This is a genomic window from Nocardia sp. NBC_01388 (assembly GCF_045040085.1).
In the GTDB taxonomy this organism is placed as follows: Bacteria; Actinomycetota; Actinomycetes; order Mycobacteriales; family Mycobacteriaceae; genus Nocardia.
The window spans coordinates 4,541,729-4,563,198 of sequence record NZ_CP109553.1 but is presented as its reverse complement, the minus strand read 5'-3'; the positions used below and the strand labels follow the sequence as shown (position 1 = coordinate 4,563,198).

General features: G+C 67.0%; 19 protein-coding genes. 10 read left to right on the top strand and 9 right to left on the bottom strand.

Going from position 1 to position 21,470, the window contains the following annotated elements; genetic code table 11:
* Positions 1 to 64: 64 nt before the first annotated feature.
* From OG716_RS22470 to OG716_RS22455, 4 genes are read left to right on the top strand one after another with little or no spacing between them, the layout of a single operon-like run.
* Positions 65 to 820, top strand: a complete 756-nt coding sequence (locus OG716_RS22470; RefSeq protein ID WP_405132746.1) for a glucose 1-dehydrogenase — start codon at positions 65 to 67, stop codon at positions 818 to 820.
* A gap of 13 nt (positions 821 to 833) precedes the next feature.
* On the top strand, positions 834 to 2,582 hold the full coding sequence (gene kstD / locus OG716_RS22465) for a 3-oxosteroid 1-dehydrogenase (protein WP_405132744.1): 1,749 nt from the start codon (positions 834 to 836) through the stop codon (positions 2,580 to 2,582).
* Between the two features lie 9 nt (positions 2,583 to 2,591).
* Positions 2,592 to 3,323 (top strand): SDR family oxidoreductase, encoded by a 732-nt coding sequence (locus OG716_RS22460; protein ID WP_405132743.1) that lies wholly within the window; start codon positions 2,592 to 2,594, stop codon positions 3,321 to 3,323.
* A gap of 44 nt (positions 3,324 to 3,367) precedes the next feature.
* Positions 3,368 to 4,183: an SDR family NAD(P)-dependent oxidoreductase gene (locus tag OG716_RS22455; protein ID WP_405132742.1), complete on the top strand. Its 816-nt coding sequence runs from the start codon at positions 3,368 to 3,370 to the stop codon at positions 4,181 to 4,183.
* Positions 4,184 to 4,251: 68 nt separating this feature from the next.
* Here the strand turns inward: OG716_RS22455 and OG716_RS22450 are convergent, their stop codons facing one another.
* The 3 genes from OG716_RS22450 to OG716_RS22440 form a co-directional block, all read right to left on the bottom strand.
* Positions 4,252 to 4,689, bottom strand: coding sequence for a hypothetical protein (locus tag OG716_RS22450; protein WP_405132741.1), 438 nt, complete (start codon positions 4,687 to 4,689; stop codon positions 4,252 to 4,254).
* Positions 4,686 to 4,946 carry a hypothetical protein gene (locus OG716_RS22445; RefSeq protein ID WP_405132740.1) on the bottom strand — a complete coding sequence of 87 codons (261 nt, stop codon included), beginning with the start codon at positions 4,944 to 4,946 and terminating at the stop codon, positions 4,686 to 4,688. The genes OG716_RS22450 and OG716_RS22445 overlap by 4 nt, the downstream gene beginning before the upstream one ends.
* Positions 4,947 to 5,020: 74 nt before the next feature.
* Positions 5,021 to 6,637, bottom strand: coding sequence for a FadD3 family acyl-CoA ligase (locus tag OG716_RS22440; RefSeq protein ID WP_405132739.1), 1,617 nt, complete (start codon positions 6,635 to 6,637; stop codon positions 5,021 to 5,023).
* Between the two features lie 388 nt (positions 6,638 to 7,025).
* Between OG716_RS22440 and OG716_RS22435 the strand changes: the two genes are divergently transcribed.
* Positions 7,026 to 9,188 carry a pyruvate, phosphate dikinase gene (locus tag OG716_RS22435; RefSeq protein WP_405132738.1) on the top strand — a complete coding sequence of 721 codons (2,163 nt, stop codon included), beginning with the start codon at positions 7,026 to 7,028 and terminating at the stop codon, positions 9,186 to 9,188.
* Complete coding sequence (locus tag OG716_RS22430; RefSeq protein ID WP_405132737.1) at positions 9,178 to 9,975, top strand: tyrosine-protein phosphatase; 798 nt, start codon at positions 9,178 to 9,180, stop codon at positions 9,973 to 9,975. Before OG716_RS22435 ends, OG716_RS22430 begins: the two co-directional genes overlap by 11 nt.
* Positions 9,976 to 9,984: 9 nt before the next feature.
* Here the strand turns inward: OG716_RS22430 and trpS are convergent, their stop codons facing one another.
* Both trpS and OG716_RS22420 read right to left on the bottom strand, forming a co-directional pair.
* Positions 9,985 to 11,025, bottom strand: coding sequence for a tryptophan--tRNA ligase (gene trpS, locus OG716_RS22425; RefSeq protein WP_405132736.1), 1,041 nt, complete (start codon positions 11,023 to 11,025; stop codon positions 9,985 to 9,987).
* Between the two features lie 180 nt (positions 11,026 to 11,205).
* Positions 11,206 to 12,297 carry a winged helix DNA-binding domain-containing protein gene (locus OG716_RS22420; protein WP_405132735.1) on the bottom strand — a complete coding sequence of 364 codons (1,092 nt, stop codon included), beginning with the start codon at positions 12,295 to 12,297 and terminating at the stop codon, positions 11,206 to 11,208.
* A gap of 119 nt (positions 12,298 to 12,416) precedes the next feature.
* Between OG716_RS22420 and OG716_RS22415 the strand changes: the two genes are divergently transcribed.
* From OG716_RS22415 to OG716_RS22400, 4 genes are all read left to right on the top strand, one after another.
* Positions 12,417 to 13,259, top strand: coding sequence for a glycosyl hydrolase family 32 (locus OG716_RS22415; RefSeq protein WP_405132734.1), 843 nt, complete (start codon positions 12,417 to 12,419; stop codon positions 13,257 to 13,259).
* Positions 13,260 to 13,351: 92 nt separating this feature from the next.
* A complete protein-coding gene (locus OG716_RS22410; RefSeq protein WP_355123363.1) occupies positions 13,352 to 14,770 on the top strand; it encodes an L-fucose/L-arabinose isomerase family protein in 1,419 nt (472 codons plus the stop codon).
* A gap of 1 nt (position 14,771) precedes the next feature.
* Complete coding sequence (locus tag OG716_RS22405) at positions 14,772 to 16,253, top strand: FGGY-family carbohydrate kinase (protein ID WP_405132733.1); 1,482 nt, start codon at positions 14,772 to 14,774, stop codon at positions 16,251 to 16,253.
* A gap of 232 nt (positions 16,254 to 16,485) precedes the next feature.
* A complete protein-coding gene (locus tag OG716_RS22400; protein WP_327144512.1) occupies positions 16,486 to 16,656 on the top strand; it encodes a hypothetical protein in 171 nt (56 codons plus the stop codon).
* Here the strand turns inward: OG716_RS22400 and xylB are convergent.
* The 4 genes from xylB to OG716_RS22380 all read right to left on the bottom strand — a co-directional run bounded on the left by xylB (position 16,647) and on the right by OG716_RS22380 (position 21,287).
* Positions 16,647 to 18,035, bottom strand: a complete 1,389-nt coding sequence (gene xylB / locus OG716_RS22395) for a xylulokinase (RefSeq protein ID WP_405132731.1) — start codon at positions 18,033 to 18,035, stop codon at positions 16,647 to 16,649. The two genes, OG716_RS22400 and xylB, sit on opposite strands and share 10 nt — an antisense overlap.
* Positions 18,036 to 18,049: 14 nt before the next feature.
* Positions 18,050 to 19,060, bottom strand: a complete 1,011-nt coding sequence (locus OG716_RS22390) for a zinc-dependent alcohol dehydrogenase family protein (RefSeq protein WP_405132730.1) — start codon at positions 19,058 to 19,060, stop codon at positions 18,050 to 18,052.
* 94 nt (positions 19,061 to 19,154) lie between these two features.
* Positions 19,155 to 20,180: a glycoside hydrolase family 172 protein gene (locus OG716_RS22385; protein ID WP_405132729.1), complete on the bottom strand. Its 1,026-nt coding sequence runs from the start codon at positions 20,178 to 20,180 to the stop codon at positions 19,155 to 19,157.
* 156 nt (positions 20,181 to 20,336) lie between these two features.
* Entirely contained in the window at positions 20,337 to 21,287 is a 951-nt protein-coding gene (locus tag OG716_RS22380) for a tyrosine-protein phosphatase (RefSeq protein ID WP_405132728.1), read from the bottom strand.
* Positions 21,288 to 21,470 lie beyond the last annotated feature (183 nt).

Sequence of the window (21,470 nt, the reverse complement as noted above, 5' to 3'; positions counted from 1 at the left end):
CACCGTGCCGCCGTGCATCCCCGGTCTTAGCGTCGGTTCAAACGCTGAGGAAGGACGGGAACCGGTGGGACAGCTGGACGGGAAGGTCGCCCTGATCACGGGTGGTGCGCGGGGTATGGGCGCGGAGCATGTGCGCCGGTTCGTCGCGGAGGGCGCCCGCGTGGTGTTCGGCGACGTGCTCGATGACGAGGGCAAGGCCCTGGCGGCCGAGCTCGGCGCCGCCGTCCGCTATGTGCACCACGATGTGACCGGTGAAAGCGACTGGCAGGCAGCGGTTTCCGCGGCCGTGGCCCAGTTCGGCCGACTGGATGTGCTGGTCAACAATGCCGGCATCCTGCGGTTCAAGAAGCTGCTGGAGATGAGCCTGGATGAGTGGAACCTCATGCAGAACATCAATGTGACCGGCTCGTTCCTCGGTATCAAGACCGCCGCGCCCGCCATGATCGACTCCGGTGGCGGCGCCATCGTCAACGTCTCCTCGGTCGAGGGGTTCGTCGGCGCTGCCGGGCTCTCCGCCTACAGCGCGAGCAAATTCGCACTGCGCGGGCTCACCAAATCCGCCGCCCGGGAGCTGGGGCACTCGGGAATCCGGGTCAACTCCATTCACCCCGGCGGTATTGCCACACCCATGACCGCGTCCGTCGCCGGCGCGACCGGGCTGGACGGCAATAGTTTCTTCTCCGATCTGCCCATTCCGCGCTGGGGACAGCCCGTGGAGGTGTCCGAAGTGGCGCTCTTTCTGGCTTCCGACGCCTCGAGCTACTGCACCGGCGGCGAATTCGTCGTCGACGGCGGCATGCTCACCAGCTGCGGCTACTAAGGACTGATACTCAATGGAATTCGAATTCGACGTTGTTGTCGTGGGTTCCGGCGCCGCCGGTATGACCGCCGCGCTGACCGCCGCCTACCGTGGTCTGTCGGTGACCCTGATCGAGAAGAGCCGGCTCTTCGGCGGCTCCACCGCCCGCTCCGGCGGCGGTGTATGGGTGCCCAATAATCCGGTGCTGCAGGCGGCGGGCGTGCCCGACAGTCCCACCATGGCCCGCACCTACCTGAAAGCCGTTGTCGGCGATCGGGTTCCGGAGGCCAAGCAGAACGCCTTCCTGGACAACGGCCCGGCGATGTTCTCCTACATCGGCGCTCGCTCCAAGTACTGGGAGTTCGTCTACGACCGCGGCTATTCCGACTACCACCCGGAGTTCCCGGGCGGTCTGGCGCAGGGCCGCAGCATCGAGCCCGCGGTGATCGACGGACGGCTGCTCGGCGGCGATCTGCACAAGATCAACCAGCCGACCATGTCCGCGCCCAAGGGCATTGCGATCACGGTCAGCGATTTCCACGACCTGAATATGATCGCCCGCACCTGGAACGGCAAGAAGACCGCCATGAAGGTCGGCGCCCGCACCGCATTGGCCCTGGCCAAGGGTGCGCTGCCGCTGAGCCTCGGCAAAGCCCTCGCGGCCCGGTTGTGGCTGTCCCTGCGTGATGCGGGTGTGCCGGTATGGCTGAATACGCCGCTGACCGAACTGATTACGGAGAACGGTGTCGTGGTCGGCGTGCGCGCCGAACACGAGGGCCGTCCGGTGGTCATCAAGGCCAAGCGCGGCGTGGTGCTGGCCGCGGGCGGGTTCGAGCACAACCTGGAAATGCGTAAGAAGTACATTGCCGGCCCGCAGTCCACCGAATGGACCGTCGGCGCTATCGAGAATGTCGGCGAGGGGATTGTGGCAGGCCAGAACATCGGCGCGGCAGTCGATCTCATGGATGACGCCTGGTGGGGTCCGTCGGTGCGCAGCCCCGAGGGCCGTCCGCCGTTCTTCTGCCTGGCCGAGCGTTCGCAGCCCGGCGCGATCATGGTGAACAATAATGGTGAGCGCTTCGTCAACGAGTCCGCGCCGTATGTGAATGTCGTGCACAAGATGTACGAGGACGAGGCGGCGGGCACCGGCAGCATTCCGGCGCATTTCATCTTCGATCAGAACTTCCGCGACCGGTATCTGTTCCTGGGTAATTTCCCCAAACGCCCACTGCCGCAGGCATATTTCGACAGGGGCATTATCAAGCAGGCCGATACGCTCGAAGAGCTGGCCGCCAAGCTCGGCGTTCCGGCCGACAAGCTGACCGCGACCGTGCAGCGCTTCAACGGCTTTGCGGCGAACGGCCGCGATGAGGACTATCTGCGCGGCGACTCGGCCTACGACCGCTACTACGGCGATCCGACGGTGAAGCCGAATCCGACCCTGGCTCCGCTGGAGCGCGGGCCGTTCTACGGCGTCGAGATGGTCCCCGGCGATCTCGGCACCAAGGGCGGCCTGGTCACCGACGAGCACTCACGCGTGCTCGACGAGAGCGGCGCGGTGATCGCGGGTCTGTATGCGGCGGGCAATAATTCGGCCGCCGTCATGGGCAACGACTACGCCGGTGCGGGCGCGACCATCGGACCCGCCATGGTGTTCGGCTATATCGCCGCCAACCATCTGGCCGATCAGGAAGCCGTCGAGTCGGCTCCGGTCGGCGAGGCCGCCCCGGCCGAGCGTAATGCCCGGCGTGCTCCGGCACCGAGCGCTACCGCGCAGAACTAGGAGGCTGTCATGGGACGCGTAGCGACCAAGAACGTCATCGTCACCGGTGGTGCCCGGGGTATGGGCGCGGCCTTCGCGCGCAAGCTCGTGGCCGAGGGCGCGACGGTGGTCATCACCGATGTGCTCACCGCCGAGGGTGCTGCGCTTGCGGCCGAACTCGGCGACTCCGCCCTGTTCCTGCCGCTCGACGTCACCGATGAGACGGCCTGGAATGACGTTGTCGCACAGGCCGAAGTGACGTTCGGACCGGTCTCCGGTCTGGTCAACAATGCCGGCATCGTGCATGTGGATCCGATCGAGAAGCTCTCGGAGGCGGATTACCGAAAGGTGATCGACGTCAACCAGGTCGGCGTATTCCTGGGCATGAAGACTGTCATCGGCTCCATGCGCAAAGCCGGCGTCGGGTCGATCGTGAATATCTCCTCGACCGGTGGGCTGATCGGCTACTCGAACATTCTCGGGTACGTGGCGTCCAAGTGGGCGGTGCGCGGTATGTCCAAGACCGCCGCGCAGGAGTTCGCCGTCGACAATGTGCGTGTCAACTCCGTGCACCCGGGCATCATCGCCACCGAGATGGTAGCGACTTCGGCACGCTCCCAGTCGATTGCGGCCAATCAGCCCATTGCCCGGCCGGGCACGCCCGAGGAGCTGGCCAACCTGGTGCTGTTCCTCCTCTCGGACGAATCCTCCTACAGCACCGGCTCGGAATTCATTGCCGACGGTGGTTTCACCACCCAATAGCAGTGCCACCTCAGTAATACAGCTGCGAGACAAGGAAATTGGCAATGAAGGACTTCCACGGCAAAGTCGCCGTCATTACCGGCGCCGGTGCCGGCATCGGCCGGGCGCTCGCCCTCGAGCTGGCCCGCGGTGGCGCGCAGCTGGCGCTGTCGGGCCGCAATCTCGAGAGTGTGGCCGAGACCGTGGCACTGTGCGAGAAGCACGGCGCCAAGGCCCGCGCCTACAAGCTGGACGTCACCGACCGGGCCGCGGTCTACGCGCACGCCGATGAGGTCGTCGCCGACTTCGGCAAGGTCAATATCGTGGTCAACAATGCCGGAGTCTCGTTGACCGCCAATATCGAAGACGTCTCGTGGGAAGACTTCGAGTGGATTTTCAATATCAACTTCTGGGGCACCGCCAATGGCACCAAGGCGTTCCTGCCGCATGTCATCGCCTCCGGTGACGGGCATATCGCCAATGTCTCCAGCATGTTCGGCCTGGTGGCCTGCCCCAGCCAGAGTGGTTACAGCGCTTCGAAGTACGCCATGCACGCCTTCACCGACGCACTGCGCCAGGAAATGATCATCGCGGGCCACCACGTCGGCGTCTCCAGCGTGCATCCGGGCATGATCAAGACCGAGATCGCCTGGAAGGCAAGGGCTTCCGCCAATCGCGACCGCGACGCCCTGGCCGCCAACTTCGACGGCCTGGCCAAGACCTCGCCCGAACAGTGCGCCCAGATCATCGCCAACGGCATGAAGAAGAACAAGCCCCTCATCCTGATCGGCACCGACGCCAAGGCCATGAACTGGATGCGCCGCCTCCTCGGCGCCGCCTACATGAAGCCCCTCACCGCGCAGATGCGCAAGGAGATCTAGCTCCGACCGCCGCCGCGATCGGCGGCCGGAGCTGCACCGGTAGCCCCGCACACCCCCTAGGTGCGGGGCTACCGGTCATTGCCTGAGTCCGGTTCGTCGGTGAACTGAACAATGCTGATCGCGAACGGCATTCGAGCCTCGGTGTCCGCCCACCGTGCTCTGTCGGTGGTAATGATCTCCCAGTCCAGATACCGGGCCACCGCCACGGTATGGGCAGCCGAAAGGTCGATGGGTTCGCTGGCCGAGGCTTGGACGTCGGCGAGTTCGTTCGCGTCATCGGTGGTGGTCAGGGTGGCGATCTGGATCGTGGCGAGATTGTCGACCGCGCCGTTGACCTGGGCGCGCTGGTCTTCGGACAATCCGGCCAGGCTGCTGGCCAGCGCGAGGAACGGGACAGCGATACGAATGTCACGGGCGTCGAGCACGGCGATCAAGTTGGACACATTGGGGTCACCGTGGGCATAGGCGTGGATGACGGTGTCGTCGAGGACGTACCCAGCGCTCATCCCTGTGCCGCCTGCCGCTGTGTGAGCCGAGCGGCGAGTAGGTCTGCCTGCTTTTCGGCCCACGCCACGGCGGCGGGATCTTTCCGGTCTTTCGCGATGCGGGTCTCCCACGCCAACCGGTTGCGAGTCTGAGTGGACTTGAAATGTGTGATCAGGCGTGAGATCACGGCGTCGAGCGATTCATTCGGCTTGGCCAGAGCTTGCAGCTCGTCCCTGGTCGTGGGGCGTGCGGTGATTGTGGTCTTGTTCTCAGCCATGCCCACGAGCATATAGCTAATGCTTCAGATATGCCTTGCATAGACGTTGTCATGAAGCCGAACATCGTGCGCGGTCAGGCCGGGTTGCGGAGTTGGCCCTTGATCACCTTGCCGCCGGCGTTGCGGGGGAGGTGGTCGGTGAGGACCACCTCGCGGGGGACTTTGTAGCCGGCCAGGCGGGTGCGGGACCATTCGATGACGGCTGCCGGGTCGAGGGTGTGGTCGGTGGCGACGATGACGGCTCGGCCTACTTCGCCGAGACGGGGGTCGGGGATGCCGACTACTGCTACCTCGCGAATGTCCGGGTGCTGCAGGAGGACTCGTTCGATTTCGGCGGGGTAGGCGTTGAAGCCGCCGACGATGAACATGTCTTTCAGGCGGTCGGTGATGCGGAGGTAGCCGTCGTCGCCGAGGGTTCCGATATCGCCGGTGTGCAGGTAGCCGTCGGTGTCGATGACGGCGGCGGTGGCTTCCGGGTCGTCGAGGTAGCCGCGCATGACATTGGGGCCCCGGACGATGATTTCGCCCGGCTCGCCGGGTATCACATCGGTGCGGTCTCGGTCGACGATGCGAATCTCGGTGTCGGGCAGCGGCTTTCCGACCGTTTCCGCGAGTAGTTCGGCGGGGGCGTCGGGTGGGCACACCGTGACCACGCCCACCGATTCGGTGAGACCGTAGGCCGTGAAGACGTAGGGCACGCCGAGGTCGGAGCGAATGCGCTCCACCAGTTCTGCGGGAATGACCGCGCCGCCGGTGCCCGCGAGCCGGAGCGAACCGAGGATGTGGTCGCGGTGGCCGGCGGCCAGCAGATCCGTGAACAGGGTTGGCGGACCGGCCAATACGGTGACGCGTTCACTCTCGATCAGGCGCAGCGCCCGCTCGGCCTCGAAGCGTTCGACCGGAACCATGGTGGCCGTGCGCAACAGGCAGGCGATGATGCCCGCCTTGTATCCGAAGGTGTGCGAGAACGGATTCACCAGCAGATATCGATCGCGCGGCCGCAGCGTCACCGCATCCGACCAGCGGCTGAACACCTCCAGGGTCTGCCGGTGCGTGGCGAGCACACCCTTCGGCTCGCCCGTCGTGCCGGAGGTGAAGAGTATGTCGGACAACGATTCCGGATCGACGCTCGCCGCACACTCCCGCGCGGTCGCCGGGGGCACCACCGTCCCCGGCGCGAGAAAGCCTGCCCAGGAACTGATATCCCAGCCGGGCGCGGCCTCCCCGACCGAATCATCGAGCAGGATCAGGTGTTCCAGATTCGAGAGCGCCAGGCCGGAATCGGCCAGCATCGACGGATAGTCGTGACCGAGGAACTCCTGCACCGTGCAGACCGCCTTGGCCCGGCTGCGCCGCAGAATCTCGGCGGTCTCCGGTCCGCGCAGCCGAGTGCTGATCGGCACCAGGGTGGCCCCCGCGCCGAGCATGCCCAGCGCGGTCACGATCCAGCGATCGCTATTGGGCGCCCACATGCCGACCCGATCGCCGACCTCGATGCCCGAGGCAATGGCGGCGCGCGTCACCGCCCCGACCTGCTCCGCCAGCTCGGCGTAGGTCACCCGCCCGGCCGGACCGGCGATCGCCACCGCATCCGGATAGCGCCGCGCTCGATCGGCCACCAGGGCCGGAACGGTCGAAACCGGGACGGACGCAGCACCGCCGCCGATGGATGCCGCATACCGCCGATCCATGCCGCCCATCCTGCCGCAAGACCCGGTCCAGGACGCCCGATTCACCCGTGCCATCCCGCTGACCGGGCGTGCCGTGTTTGATTTGCCCTCCGCTTCGCTCCGGGCGGGTGCGCGGCCCTGCTAGCTCGGTCTTCCCTCCTCCGCTCCTCCGCTCCTCCGCTTCGCGCCCCCGCTCCGTCAGTCCAGGCCGAGCCGGGCCGCGAACTTGGGGTGGATGCCTATTTGGAATATGTCTAGTGGGCCTTTCGCAGCTCTGTGTGTTGTTCGGTTCCGCTGATTGGGATCTGTGTTGGGGGTGAGGGCCGTCACGCGGCACGCTCGATAGCAGGTTCCCAGAGGGTGCGGGACGAGGCGGGGGCGGATGAATTCAGAACTTCGAAGGAGTGACATGACCGCCGGAGCGGAGCTTGCGCAGCGACCCGATGTGGCGGCCGACGCCGTGACCGTCGTCGAACTCGACGGCGCGTGCGGGCTGTCGCGGCAGCAGATCGGCGGCAAGGCGTGGAGTATCGATCACATGCGGGCCCTCGGGCTGCCGGTGCCGCCCGCGTTTGTCATCACCACCGAAGGCTGGGCCGATTACACCCGGCGCGGCGCGATCGCCCCGGAGATCTGGGAGCAGGTGCGTGCCGGGATCGCCACCATCGAGCGCGGCACCGGGCGTGAGTTCGGATCGCCGGAGCGGCCGCTGCTGGTCTCGGTGCGCTCGGGCGCGGCCATCTCCATGCCCGGCATGATGGATACCGTCCTGAACCTCGGCATGACCGATGCGGTGCAGCGGGCGCTGGCCGATCAGACGCAGAATCCCGGCTACGCCAACGACACTCGGCAGCGCTTCGTGCACCAGTACCGGGAGACCGTGCTCGGTGACGCGAACGGCGCGGTGCCGCTGGACCCGTGGGATCAGCTGCGCGGCGCCATCGAAGCGGTGTTCCGTTCGTGGGATTCCGCCCGCGCCAAGACCTATCGCCGCAATCGCGGTGTGCCGGACACGCTCGGCACCGCGGTCACCGTGCAGGCCATGGTGTTCGGCAATCTCGATGAGCACTCCGGCACCGGCGTGCTGTTCAGCCGCAATCCCAATACCGGCGACGGCCCCGTGTACGGCGAATGGCTGGTCGGCGGGCAGGGCGAGGATGTGGTCTCCGGCCGCCTCACCCCGCGACCGCTCGACGAGCTGGCCACGACCCAGCCGCAGGTGCACGCCCGGCTGATCGCCGCCACCGAACTGCTCGAACGGGACGGCCGTGACCTGCAGGACATCGAGTTCACCGTCGAATCCGGCACGCTGTGGATGCTGCAGTCGCGCTCGGCCAAGCGGTCCGCGCGGGCCGCGGTGCGCACCGCCGTCGCCATGGTAGCGGAGGGTTTGATCAGCGCCGATGAGGCCCTCGATCGCATCACGCCCGATCAGGTGCGCGAGGTGCTGCGCCCGGCGTCCGGTGTCACCACCGGGCAGGAACCGCTCGCCCGTGGCGAATCCGCCTGTCCCGGACTGGCTTCCGGTGTGGTCGTCACCGATCCGGATGAGGCCGAAAGGCGGGCGGAAGCCGGTGAGGACGTCATTCTGGTGCGTCCCACCACCAGTCCCGACGATCTGCACGGCATGATCGCAGCCCGCGCCATTGTCACCGAATTGGGCGGCACCACTTCGCATGCCGCCCTGGTGAGCCGCGAACTCGGCCGCCCCTGCGTGGTCGGCTGCGGACCCGGTGTGGTCGCGGCGCTGGTCGGCCGGACCGTCACCATCGACGGCGGGGCCGGGCTGGTGCTGGCGGGCGAGATCGTCGCCAAGCCGGTCGAGCAGATCATTCTCGACGATGTGGCGCAGCTGGCCCAGTGGGCGGGTGTGGACGCCGCGCAACTGGTGCAGCGACTGGAAGAACGCGCCGCCGCTCCGGAAAGCACCGCGCAGGAGGAGGTTTCAGTGGACAGTCCCATCACCGAACTGGCACTGCTGCGGCTGGTCGGCATCAAGGGCCGGGTGAACGCCGACAATCTGGCGCTGAGTCTCGGCGCGGACGCGGGCGAAATCGCCACTCACTGTGAGGGTCTGGTGACCACAGGGGTGTGCGCCACCACGCCGGCCGGTTTCCGGCTCACCCCCGAGGGGCGTGCTCGCCTCGAGCAGCTGCTCACCGAGGAGCGGGCCGCCGTGGACGCCGCCGCGCTGACGGCCGCCTACGACGAATTCTGTGTCTACAACGCCGATCTCAAGGTCATCATCACCGACTGGCAGATGAAGGACCCGGCCACCGTCAACGACCATGCCGACGCCGATTACGACGGTGCGGTCCTGGGTCGTCTCACCGGCACCCACCAGCGCCTGCGCCCCCTGGTGCAGCGCCTGGGCACCCTGGCTCCCCGCCTGGTCCGCTACACCGACCGCCTCGACCGCGCCGTCGAGCGGATCGCCGAGGGCGACCACACCTATGTGGCCCGCCCCATCATGGACAGCTACCACACCGTCTGGTTCGAACTCCACGAGGATTTGATCGGACTGTGCGGCCTCACCCGCGCCGAAGAGGCAGCAGCCGGCCGTGCCCACTGACCCGGCGGTGTCCCGCAGTCATTCACTTGCCGCGCAGCGCTGGATCGACTTCGCCGAGATCGACAATGTTCGTGATCTCGGCGGACTGCCCGTAACAGGTGGTGGCACAACCCGTTTCGGCATGGTGTTTCGCTCCAGCACACTGCAGCAGGCCACCCGCGCGGACCTGACGCAGCTGCTGGAGCCACTCGGCCTCCGCACGGTCATCGATCTGCGCCTGCCGGACGAGGTGGAACGGGAGGGCTACGGACTGTTCGCCGATGCGGCCGTCCACATTGCCAATCTGCCGATTCGCAAGTCGGCGCAGTCCTCGCTGGCGGCAAGGGATCTGGTGCCCGATAAGACCCGGGTGGATCTGACCGGCCTCTACGGACAGCTGCTGGCCGGCAGCGGTGACCACATTGTGGAAGCGGTCCGGCTGATCATCGATCCGGCGCGGTGTTCGGTCCTGTTCCACTGTGCCGCAGGCAAAGACCGCACCGGCGTGCTCGCCGCGGTCCTGCTGGACGCGGTCGGAGTCACCGCCGAGGCCATTGCCGACGACTACGAGATCACCAACCAGCGCATGCAGCGAGTTCGTGACCGCTTGGACGCGCTGCCCTCGTATACCGGTCTGCCGCAGGCGAATACCGGCATTCTCGCCATCAGCGGCGACGTCATGCGCCGATTCCTGGAGAACCTGCACGCCGAGCACGGCGGCGCGGGCAAATGGCTGCTCTCCCAGGGCCTTTCCGAAGCGGAACTGGGCATGCTGCGCGACGTGCTCGTCGAACAACCCGCCCGGTAGTACCGCCGGTCAGTACACCGTCCCCATCGCGGACCGCACCTCATCGAGGGTGCGGTCCGCGATCTCGTTCGCCCGCCGATTTCCCTCGCGCAGCACCGTGTGCGCGAAATCCGGATCCCGTGCCAGTTCGGCGCGGCGGCGGCGATGGTCGGCGAAAAAGTCGTTCACCGCAGCGGTGGCGAGGTTTTTGAGTGCGCCCGCACCGCTGTCGCCGATTCGATCCGCCAGCACCTTCTCATCGACGCCGGTGCACAGGGCGGCGGTGGTCAGCAGGGCGGAGACGCCGGGCCGGAGTTCCGGATCGAAGCTGATCCGGCGCTCCGAATCCGTTGGCGCACGCCGGATCAGCGCCGCCGTCTCATCCGAGGTCATGGCCAGTGTGATGGCATTGCCGTAGCTCTTGGACATCTTCCGGCCGTCCAGACCCGGCACCTCCGGGGCCGGTGTCAGCAACGCCTCCGGTTCCGGAAAGACCTGCCCGTAGCGCTCGTTGAACCGCCGCGCGATCACCCTGGTCAGCTCGACATGGGGGAGATTGTCCTTGCCCACCGGCACCAGATTGCCCTTGCAGAACAGAATATCGGCGGCCTGATGCACCGGATAGGTCAGCAGCAGCCCGCTCAAAGCCCTACCGGCAGCGGCGTGTTCGGCCTTGACCGTCGGATTGCGATGCAGCTCGGCCTCGGTCACCAGGCTGAGGAACGGCAGCATGAGCTGATTGAGCGCCGGCACCGCCGAATGCGTGAAGATCGTCGCCAGGCTCGGGTCGATGCCCGCCGCCACATAATCCAGCACAGCGTGAAAAACGTTGTCCCGCACCGGCCCCAGGCCGTCCCGATCGGTGATTACCTGATAATCAGCGAGAATGACAAAGGTCTCCACGCCGAGATCGTGCAGTCGCACCCGCTCCGAAATCGTCCCGAAGTAATGCCCCAGATGGAGCTGACCGGTAGGCCGCTCCCCGGTGAGAACCCGGTACCGCCCGGGGTTTTCCGCAATATCGGCGCCGAGCCGATCACTGCGCTCGCGCGTAGCCGAAAAAGAATCCATCGCACAGTTCCTATCTCTGAGGGACTGCACGAACCTCGCTCCGCACCACGGAACCCACAGGCTGCGTACAGCCCATGAACATGATCAATCGGGCTGCGGGCGCAGCCACCACCATGCCTGTCGGAGGTTCATCACCCCGCCACAATATCAACCCGCCCAACCCATCGAGCAAGTGCTGGGTCAGGGGCGGTTGATGAGGATTTTGATGTCCTCGCCAGGGGCCATGAGGGAGAGCAGGCGTTCGGCTTCGGTGTGGACGGCGGCCTCATCGGCGGCGGAGAGGGGGTGCCACGGGGTGATGTGGAGGGCGGTGCCGGTGCGGGACCACTGGCCGTGGACGAACCCGTCGACCAGGTACATCGGGACGCCGCCGGAGGCGACCTTGGCAATGCGGGCCCGGTCTGCGTCGCTGATCACGCGGGTGCGGTCGTGGTGGCCCAGCAGGGCATTGTCGAAGGCGGGCAGTAGGCGGACCGGGGCGGGCAGATCCGGATCGGCCAGGGTCGCGTCAGGGAGGTCGAAGAGTTCTCGGCCGGATTCGTCGCGGTAGACCCGCAGTTGGGGACGCAGGCGTGCGACGACTTGGGCGAGGCGGGTGGTTCCGGCCCATGCCTGGATGTCCGCGACGGTGGCCGGGCCGAATGCTCCCAGGTAGCGCAGGACCATGGTCTCCGGCTGCGGCGACTCCGCGAGGGGTGCGCCCAGCCATTCGTCCGCGAGGGTGACCGAGACGCGGCGATTGCGCCAGCCGCCCCACACCCCCGCCTCGGGATTGTGCACCACCGGCAGCATGACGCCGAGCGCCTGGGCGAGCCTGCCGGGATACGGGCTCGGGAAGCGGTCCGCGAGCATCCGCCCGAGCTCGGTGCGGGTCAGCGTCCGGCCGGTGAGCAGTTCCTTTCCGGCAGTCGCGAATTCGACCGGATCAACTCCGTCGATCGCCTCCCGGAAGTACGCCGCCTGCAGTGCTGCCTCGATCACCGGCCGCACCGTCGGATACAACCAGCGATAGTCGGCGGCATCGGCCAGATGTACGGTCCGGCGAATCATGGTGGACCGCACCACACTTCGATCGTGCAGCAGCGCGGCGAGATCTTCGTGCCGGAAATCGGTCAGCCGAGTCCACAACCCGACGTACGGCCAATTCGCCTCCTGCCCCTGCACCGCGATCAGATGGCGGATGAGGTCGCCCGCGGACATGGAAACCCGTTCGGCCAGCATCTGACGCTCGAGCAGGGTCCGATTCAGCCGGCGCAGCGATATTTCCGTCATAACCCCATTATCGAGTAGAACTAGGACAGATACTGTCCTATCTTGTACCGCATCTCCGGTCCGCTCTGTATGCGGCTCGAATCGCTGTCCGCACGGCGCTGACCGCGCACACTCGGGGGATGAGCGGGTTGGTGCGGGCGGGGGCGTTCCGTCGGGTGTTCGAGCCTCAGGGGGAGGGTGGGCGGTGGTATGTCAACGACCACACGGTGATTCGGGCGGGGGATGGGCGGTGGCATTTGTTCGGGATCACGCATCGGGAGCCGGCGGATCCGTTCGATGAGACGGTGTTCGGGCATGCCACGGCAGCGGAATTGGCTGGGCCCTGGGTGCAGGAGTCGCCGGCGTTGACGGTGGATCGAGAGTATGGGGAGACGCATCTGTGGGCACCGTTCGTGGTGCGGGACGGGGCGCGGTACTTCATGTTCTATGACGGTGGCGGGGCGGATCGGACGGCCACCGGGATGAATCTGGCCACCTCCACCGATCTGTTCGAGTGGACCCGGCATCCCGGCGGTCCCATGTTCCGGGACGGGTACGACGCCCGCGATCCCATGGTGCTGCGCATCGGCGAGTGGTGGGTGATGTACTACTGCGCCACCGGTACCCGTACGGGCGGCAATCATGTGGTCGCCTACCGGACGAGTACCGATCTGCTGCAGTGGGGTCCGCGCCGCATCGCCTATACCGATCCGACCGCCGGAACCGAGGCGGGCAATACCGAATCGCCGTTCGTGGTGCCGCACGGCGGCTACTGGTACCTGTTCATCGGCCCGCGCCCGGAGTACGTCGGCACCGAGATCTTTCGCAGTACGGACCCGTTTCACTTCCAGCCGCAGGACCGTGTCGGCCATATCGCCGCACATGCCGCGGAGGTGGTGGCGGACGGCGATTCGTTCTGGATCACCGCCGCCGGCTGGGGGCAGGGCGGAGTCCGGCTGGCTCCCTTGCACTTCCCGGGCTGAGCCGATCTTCCTCATTCGGGCGTGCCCGGCGCGGCGAACTGGGATTCTGGAGTGTGAGTCGAGAGTCCACCCACGGTCGGGAGGCAAGGCGAATGGCCCGGATCGGCGTTATCAGTATCTCCGATGGCCGTGACTACGTGCACGGGGGAATTGTCGGATTCATTCGTACAGTGGAAGATCGGCTCGTCGCCGAATTGACCGCGGCCGGTCACACCGTGGTGCGCGGGCGCGAACCGGTGGCGAGCAATCAGCAGGCCGTCGCGGTGGCGCGGCGGGTGCAGGCCGCCGGGGTGGATCTCACCGTGCTGCACTATGCGGTGTGGGCCTTCCCGCACTTCACCATGCTGGCGGCGGGACAGCTGACGAGTCCGCTACTGCTGCTGTCGAATATCGATCCGGTGCAGCCCGGAATGGTGGGCATGCTGGCGGCGGGCGGTGCGCTGGATCAGATCGGGCGCGCGCACACCCGGCTCTGGGGTGATCCCGCGGACCGCGAGTTGATCGCGGCGATCGGGGTGCGGGCACGCGCCGCCGCCGCGGTGGCGAGTCTGCGCGGCAGCACCTTCGGGCGGATCGGCGGGCGGCCGATGGGCATGAATACGGCGGTGGCCAATACCGACCAGTGGCAGCACACCTTCGGTATCGATGTGGAGGAGATCGATCAGTGGGAGATCGTTCGGCGCGCCGAGCTGGCCGATGCGGGGGAGGCCAAGGGCGCCCGAGAGTGGTTGGAACGCAATACCGCCGGGGTGCACTACGACGGCAGCAAACTCACCCCGGAATTGCTGGAGCGGCAGATCTGCTCGTATCTGGCCATGCGGGATCTGATCGCGGAATGGCACCTGGACTTCTCCGGCATCAAGGGCCAGCCGGAACTGACCCAGTACTTCGCGACCATGGATATCACCGAGGCCTTTCTCAACGACCCGTACGACTGGAACGGGCCGAAACAGCCGCACGTCTGCGCCACCGAGGCGGATATGGACGGCGCGCTCACCATGCAGCTGCTCAAGCAGATCTCCGGCACCCCGGTGCTTTTCGCCGATGTCCGGCACTATCACGCCGACCGTGATATCTGGGATCTGTGCAATTCCGGGCAGCACGCCACCTGGTTCGCGGCCCGCAGCGACGATCCCGCCGAGAATCTCGCCCGTGTTCACCTCTATCCGGAGGTGTTCTTCTTCCCCGCCGGTGGTGCGTCGGTGCATCATCTGGCCGCGCCCGGGCAGATGACCTTCGCCCGGCTCACCCGTAAGAACGGTGCGTACCGAATGCAGTTGATGCTCGGGGATTTCGAGACCTACGACGAGGCCACCAATGAGGCGCTCATGAATCAGTCCACCCGGGAATGGCCGCACGCCTTCGCCCGCCTGGACGCCGAGGCCCCGGATTTCCTGTCCCGCTTCGGCGCCAACCACATTCACGCCGTCCCCGGTGACCGCAGACCCGAGGTGCGGGCCGCGTGCGAGCTACTCGACGTCACCCTCGACGAATTCAGCAGGGCGAGCTGACATGCTGCTCGGCATCGATATCGGAACCTCCGGATCCAAGGGTGTGCTCGTCGATCACCATGGCATGGTGGATATGAGAGCCGAACGGCCGCACCGGGTCTCGACTCCACGCCCCGGCTGGGTGGAGCACGATGCGGAGACGGTGTGGTGGGCGGATTTCGTCGGCATCGCACGGGAGTTGGTGGCGGCCGCGGACGGCGCGCCCCTCGACGGGCTCGCGGTGAGCGGGATCGGGCCGTGCCTGCTGCCCGCCGATGCCGACGGGCGGCCGCTGCGGCCCGCGATTCTGTACGGCGTCGATACCCGCGCCGGTATCGAAATCGAGGAGCTGACAGCAGAATTGGGTGCGGACACGGTACTGGAGCGCTCGGGTTCCCCGCTCACCAGTCAGGCTGTCGGCCCGAAACTACGCTGGCTGGCCCGGCACGAGCCGCAGGTCTGGAAAGAAACCCGAATGCTGTTGATGGCCAGCTCCTTTCTGGTCCATCGCCTCACCGGACGCTATGTGCTCGACCATCAGTCCGCCAGTCAGTGCGTGCCCATGTACGACCTCTTGGCCCAGACCTGGGCCACCGATTGGGCTGGTTCGGTCGCGCCCGGGCTACCGCTGCCCGAATTGGCCTGGCCCACAGAGATAGTCGGGCGGGTGACGCTCGAAGCCGCTGCGGCGACCGGGCTTCCGGTGGGGCTGCCCGTCACCACCGGCACCATCGACGCCTGGGCCGAGGCCGCCGGTGTCGGCGTCCGGGAACCGGGCGATGTCATGATCATGTACGGCACCACCCTGTTCCTCACCCAGGTGCTCACGCACCCGCATCCGCACCCAGGTCTCTGGACCACCTGCGGAACCTGGCCCGGCACATACACATCCGCAGCCGGCATGGCGACCTCGGGCGCGATCACCGACTGGTTGCGCGCCCTCACCGGCAGCGATTTCGGCGATCTGCTCGACGAGGCCGCAGACGTTCCGCCCGGCAGCCGCGGCCTGCTGGTGCTGCCCTACTTCGCTGGGGAGCGCACGCCGCTCTTCGACGCCGACGCCCGCGGCATGATCGCCGGACTGACCCTCACCCACCAGCGTGCCGATATCTATCGCGCGGTCCTGGAGGGCATCGGCTACGGCGTCCGCCACAATCTCGAAGTCATGGCCGCCGCGGGCGGCGAGGCCCGCCGCCTCATCGCGGTCGGCGGCGGCACCAAGGGCGGCCTCTGGACCCAGATCGTCTCCGATATCACCGGCCTCCCACAGCAACTCCCCGCCGACACCATCGGCGCGGCCCTCGGCGACGCTCTGCTCGCCGCCGAAGCCATCGGCCTGGACACCTCCACCTGGAACCCCCTCATCACCACCATCGACCCCAACCCCTCCCGCACCGTCCACTACACCCCCTACTACCGCCACTACCGCTCCCTCTACGAATCCACCCGCACCACAGCCCACTTCCTCGCCGCCGAACAACACCGCGCCGCTGCCCGCGCCTGAACCCGCGATCTACGAAATCCGCCGCATCGTCACGCGGCGAGGTCGTCCGCCCCGTCGTCCCGGCAGGTTTCGGCCGGGATCCACACCGGCAGCGCCGCAATGCGTCCGGTGGATGCCGGCCGAAAGCGGGCCGGAATGACGGGCGCGGCCAGCCCTACCGGCGGGTATGTGACGGTTGCCCGGCAATCGCGGAACCCAGGACAATCCGGACATCAGGTGGTATTACTTTCGCGTGGCATGGACGTTGCGGCTCAGCGAGCACGAAGAGGCTGCGCTGTGCGCGCAGGCGGTACTGGAGGGGCGGTCGAAGCAGGAGATCACCCGGGATGCGCTGCGCACCTATTTGGAGCGCCATCGTGCCTGGGAGGGCTTCCTGTCCGACGATACGGTCGTCTACGGGTAGTAGGTGTCCCGAATGCGGGCGTAGCGCTCGCGAATCGCCACGCCGACTCCGGGTGCGATCGGGTGGAATTCCGTCGGCGCCAGGGTCGGCCAGCGCGGCGGTCGCGCTCCGCCCCGCAGCGCCCAGGCCGCCTGCCGGGCCGCCCCGAGCGCCACGTACTCGCTCGGATTCGGCACCGAGACAGTCTGTCCGAAGATGGTCGCCGCCGCATGCGCGATGAGCCGCGATCGCGCCGCCCCGCCGATGAGCAGAATTCGCTTCGGCGTGGTCGGCAGGCGGTCGAACGCCTCGGCGATATTGCAGAGCATGCCCTCGATCGCCGCCCGCGCCAGATGATGCGGGCGCATGGTCTCCGGGCGCAGGCCGTGCAGACTTCCGGTGGCGTGCGGCAGATTCGGCGTGCGCTCCCCGGTGAGGTAGGGCAGCAGCGTCAATCCGTCGGCTCCCGGCGGTGATTGCGCGGCCAGCACCTCCAGCCCGGACAGATCGGTGCCGAGCAGGGTCGCGGTGGCATCCAGTACGCGTGAGGCGTTGAGCGTGCACACCAGGGGCAGGAACGCCCCCGTGGCGTCGGCGAAACCATTGACCGCTCCGGAGGCATCGGCACTGGGCTGCCCGGAGCGGGTGAAGACCGTCCCGCTGGTGCCCAGCGACACCACCACATCACCATCCCCGATCCCCAAACCGAGGGCGGCCGCGGCATTGTCACCGGTTCCGGCCGCCACCAGCCGTCCGCCCGGCGTGCGCCCCGCCACCTCCGCCGGATTCAGCACCCGCGGCAGCGCCGGGGTGCGGCCGCGGAAGGCCATCGACAGCAGATCGGTGCGATAGCGCCCCGAGGCGGGCGACCAGTAGCCGGTGCCCGAGGCGTCACCGCGGTCGGTGGTGGTCTCGTCGTGCGGATCCCCGCCGCGCAGCTGCCAGGTGAGGTAGTCGTGCGGCAGCAGCACCCGCACGGTGCGGTCGGCGAGCTGCGGTTCGTGATCGGCGAACCAGCGCAGTTTGGCGACGGTATGCGCCGCGAGCGGCACGCTGCCGACCGCATCGGCCCACGCCTGCGGGCCGCCGAGCTCGGCGACCAACTGGGTCGCCGCCTCCGCCGAGCGAGTGTCGTTCCACATCAGCGCGTCTCGCACCGGTTGACCGGCGGCGTCGAGCGCCACCAGCCCGTGCTGCTGACCCGCGACGGCAATGGCCTCGACATCGCGCATCATCCGATCGCAGGACTGTCTCAGCGCGTCCCACCAGATCGACGGCGCGACCTCCGTGCCGTCCGGATGCGGTATCTGGCGCTGCCGCAATACCGTTCCGGTATCGGCGTCGCACACCACCAGCTTGCAGGATTGAGTCGAAGAATCCACTCCGGCAACGACCGTCATTGGCCTGCCCGTCTCTAGCGTGCCGTGACCCGTCCGGGCCGCAGCTGGATTTTGCGGCCGGTGCCCGCGCGGAAAGTGCGCAGGGCATCGCCGAATTCACCGAGCGCGAAATCGTGGGTGATCATGGTGTCGGCATCGATGACGCCTTCGCCCATCAGATCCACGGCTCGCCCGAAACTGTGCAGGACCGCCATCGAACCGACAATGGTGATCTCGTCGTTGTAGATGCGGAATGGTGAGATGGCCGCGCGCGCCTCCGCCGGCGCGACACCGAATTGCTGATAGGTGCCGCCGCGCCGAACCCGCGACAGCCCGTCCTCGATGGCGGGAATCGTTCCGCTGCAATCGATGACGATCTCCCAGCCCTCCGGCCGATCCATATCGTCGGCGGCGATGGTGGCCGCGTCCGCGCCGAGCATGCGCGCGACCGCCAGTCGATCGAGATTGGTGTCCACCACCGATACCGAGGCCGCGCCCGCCGCACTGGCCAATTGCAGCATGAGCAGCCCCATGGTGCCCGCACCGTAGATCAGATAGTGCGCCCCGAGTTGCCGTGGCAGCACATCGAATCCGTGGACGGCGCACGAGAGCGGTTCCACCAGTGCGCCGTGCACGGCCGAGAGATGCCCGGGTAGCCGATAACAGTTGGCAGCCGGGACTTTCACGAACTCGGCCATCGCTCCGTCGACGGTATCGCCGATGGCGCCCCAGTTCTCGCAGAGATTTCCGCGCCCGATCGCGCAGTAATGACAGCGGCCGCAGAACAGCGAGGGATCGACCGCGACCCGATCGCCCACCCGCACCCCGGCGGTATCGGCGCCGAGAGCCACGATCTCCCCGGCGAATTCGTGCCCCGGGATGATCGGATAGGGCGTGGGCGGGAATTCACCCTCGACAATATGTATATCCGTGCCACAAATTCCGACCGCGTCGACCCGCACCACCGCTTCCCCCGCCCCCGGCGTGGGATCGGGCACCGTATCGACCGAGAACTGTCCAGGCTTCTCGACAACCAGCGCGCGCATACAAATACCATGCACCCGAACGCGGTTCACCAAGTGCGTTTTACCCAATAGAAATCACAACGGTGATGTTTCACGGCCCCGTTCGCGGGCGGCATTAGGGGAGCGGGGCGCTCGACGGGTGTGATTGATACCAAAACGCGGTAGTCGCGACATGCGCGTGTTCCAGGGGAAGATAGTGCCCGTCCTCGTGCCAGCCGAGCGCCTGGATGGTGGCGCTCAGACTGTGCTCGAAACAGATCGGATCCGGAATGTGCCAGCGGTACATGCCGAATCGCTGCTGCGGTTCGTAGATGCGCTCGCGGGGTTCCACCTGCACCAGCCCCAGATAAGGCGTCGAGTAGGGCACTTGCATACCGCCCAGATCGAAATTCCAGGCCCCGCCGAAATAGTCCTCGGTCCCGGTGCCGCAGATGGTCGGGAATTCGGTGTCATCGTCCAGATAGAACTTGAGCTCGCCCTCACCCCACCAGCCGGGCGCGCGCGGTTCGATCGCCAAATAGGTGCCCACATAGCGGCCCGGCCCGCCGGTGACTTCGACGAGTGGATGGACGGCGGGGGAGCCGAGTGGATCACTGCAGCGCCAGCAGGCATGTAGAAGTCCGGATGATTCCGGCACATCCTCTTCCGTATAGGTGATCTGGTAGTAGACAGGTGCGGCGCGCTCGGCGCCATTGTGCAGGGTGATGAGCGCATGCGTACCGAACGGCATGGGCCAGTAACTGTTCAGGCCGCCCGCCGGCGCGACCACCACCATCTGCGAATTGACCAGCGCCAGTTGGTTCCAGCCATTGCAGAAGAAGTCGCCCAGCGGCACCGCGACGGCGGGTTCGGGTGCGCCGTCCCAGTACATCTGCAGTGTGAAGTGTTGCAGCAGACTGCGATCGGTGGTCAGCCAGAAGTGCCGGATCACCCCGGGTCCGGCGATATCGGCGAGGGTGATCGTCTGCCCGGGTTCCAGATCGATCGACGGCGACACCTTCCAGCCGCGGCCGAGTCCCGCGGCCGCGAACGCCCCGGTCCCGGCGATGGCCCGCCCGCCCGCGCCGGGCTCGCCGGTGGGGTTCTCCGGACTGATCGAGCGGGTGCGCCGCCCGTCGAGATGCCAGATCTCCTGCACCATGCGAATTTTCGCACGGTGCCGCCCGGCGTGTCCCCGACATGCCGCAACGGAGTGTTCCCGGAATGCAAACTGGTCGGCTTGCAAAACGCGACATGCCGGCGTCCTCCCACACGGGGCGCCGGCATGTCGAGAGTGAGTTAGGTCAAGCGGTCGGTACTAGCTGCCGAACGATCCGGTGGAGATGCCGCCGGTCTTGATCAGCTTGTCCTGCAGCGCCTTGTAGGTGCCGGCATCGATGCCCAGCTTCTGCGTGATGTAGTTCGACACCGAGCCGGAGGCCGCCGTGGCCGCGGCGAAGGCCGCGTCCAGGTAGTCCTGCTGCACACCCAGCACCGGACCGAACAGCGACGGATCGGTCACCAGGCCCCGGGCCACCAGCGCATCGAGGGTGGCCTTGTTGCTGGCCGCCAGGCGATCGTTGGACGCCAGGTAGTTCGCATTGATCTGGCTCTGCGGAGTGCCCAGGATGGTCATCAGGAACGCGGTCATCATGCCGGTGCGATCCTTGCCCGCGGTGCAGTGGTACAGCACCGCGCCGGAGGAGTTGGCGATCTCCTTCAGTGCCGCGCCGAACTGACCCTGCGAGGTCGGATCGTTGACAGCCCAGGAGTAGTAGTCGCGCATGTACTGCGCGCCCTTGCCGTCGCCCAGCGCCGCCTGCTGCGCGGCCGGGCCGGCCTGCACGAGCTTGCCGAAGAACACGTAGAAATCGTTGCTCGGATCGTAGATCGGCAGCTGCACGGTCTTGATCGAGGCCGGCACCTTGTCCGGGCTGGCCGCCCGCTCGGTGGGGCTGCGGAAATCGATGACCTCGGTGACGCCCGCGGCGGTCAGCGTCTGCTGATCGGCATCGGTCAGATTGTTGAGTGCGTCGGTGCGGTACACCAGACCCGACTTGATGGTCCCGTTCTGCGCCGTGACACCGCCGATATCACGGGCATTCGGCGCACCTGCGAGCTTGAAGTCCGCGCCGATCGGAGCCTGGTGCAGAATCGAGATATTCGGGGCGGCGAGCGCGGGGGTGATCCCCGCCGCCGGGAGTACGGCGATGAGCGCGGCGGTTACACCGGTCAGTAGGGTGCCGCGTACTGCGCGCGAAATCGTCACTACAGGTATTCCTTTCAATCACGAGCCGAACAGTGGGTTACCGGCCCGGGCTTCAGCAGCCGGGCGGCCGACGAGATGTCCTCGGCCACACGACCTTCGGGACACGCCCCAGCGGTCGCCGGGCGCGTCCCGCACGATGACCCGCCGGGCTGCGGCGGGCATCTCGCGCGAAGTGTGTTGTGG

What these genes read in the sequence shown, in the direction of transcription:
- OG716_RS22450 (WP_405132741.1), bottom strand. Translation starts at nt 4,689, where the DNA reads ATGAGCGCTGGGTACGTCCTCGACGACACCGTCATCCACGCCTATGCC.
- OG716_RS22455 (WP_405132742.1), top strand. Translation starts at nt 3,368, where the DNA reads ATGAAGGACTTCCACGGCAAAGTCGCCGTCATTACCGGCGCCGGTGCC.
- OG716_RS22435 (WP_405132738.1), top strand. Translation starts at nt 7,026, where the DNA reads ATGACCGCCGGAGCGGAGCTTGCGCAGCGACCCGATGTGGCGGCCGAC.
- OG716_RS22460 (WP_405132743.1), top strand. Translation starts at nt 2,592, where the DNA reads ATGGGACGCGTAGCGACCAAGAACGTCATCGTCACCGGTGGTGCCCGG.
- OG716_RS22390 (WP_405132730.1), bottom strand. Translation starts at nt 19,060, where the DNA reads ATGCGCGCGCTGGTTGTCGAGAAGCCTGGACAGTTCTCGGTCGATACG.
- kstD (WP_405132744.1), top strand. Translation starts at nt 834, where the DNA reads ATGGAATTCGAATTCGACGTTGTTGTCGTGGGTTCCGGCGCCGCCGGT.
- OG716_RS22405 (WP_405132733.1), top strand. Translation starts at nt 14,772, where the DNA reads ATGCTGCTCGGCATCGATATCGGAACCTCCGGATCCAAGGGTGTGCTC.
- OG716_RS22440 (WP_405132739.1), bottom strand. Translation starts at nt 6,637, where the DNA reads ATGGATCGGCGGTATGCGGCATCCATCGGCGGCGGTGCTGCGTCCGTC.
- xylB (WP_405132731.1), bottom strand. Translation starts at nt 18,035, where the DNA reads ATGACGGTCGTTGCCGGAGTGGATTCTTCGACTCAATCCTGCAAGCTG.
- OG716_RS22385 (WP_405132729.1), bottom strand. Translation starts at nt 20,180, where the DNA reads ATGGTGCAGGAGATCTGGCATCTCGACGGGCGGCGCACCCGCTCGATC.
- OG716_RS22410 (WP_355123363.1), top strand. Translation starts at nt 13,352, where the DNA reads ATGGCCCGGATCGGCGTTATCAGTATCTCCGATGGCCGTGACTACGTG.
- OG716_RS22420 (WP_405132735.1), bottom strand. Translation starts at nt 12,297, where the DNA reads ATGACGGAAATATCGCTGCGCCGGCTGAATCGGACCCTGCTCGAGCGT.
- OG716_RS22445 (WP_405132740.1), bottom strand. Translation starts at nt 4,946, where the DNA reads ATGGCTGAGAACAAGACCACAATCACCGCACGCCCCACGACCAGGGAC.
- OG716_RS22415 (WP_405132734.1), top strand. Translation starts at nt 12,417, where the DNA reads ATGAGCGGGTTGGTGCGGGCGGGGGCGTTCCGTCGGGTGTTCGAGCCT.
- trpS (WP_405132736.1), bottom strand. Translation starts at nt 11,025, where the DNA reads ATGGATTCTTTTTCGGCTACGCGCGAGCGCAGTGATCGGCTCGGCGCC.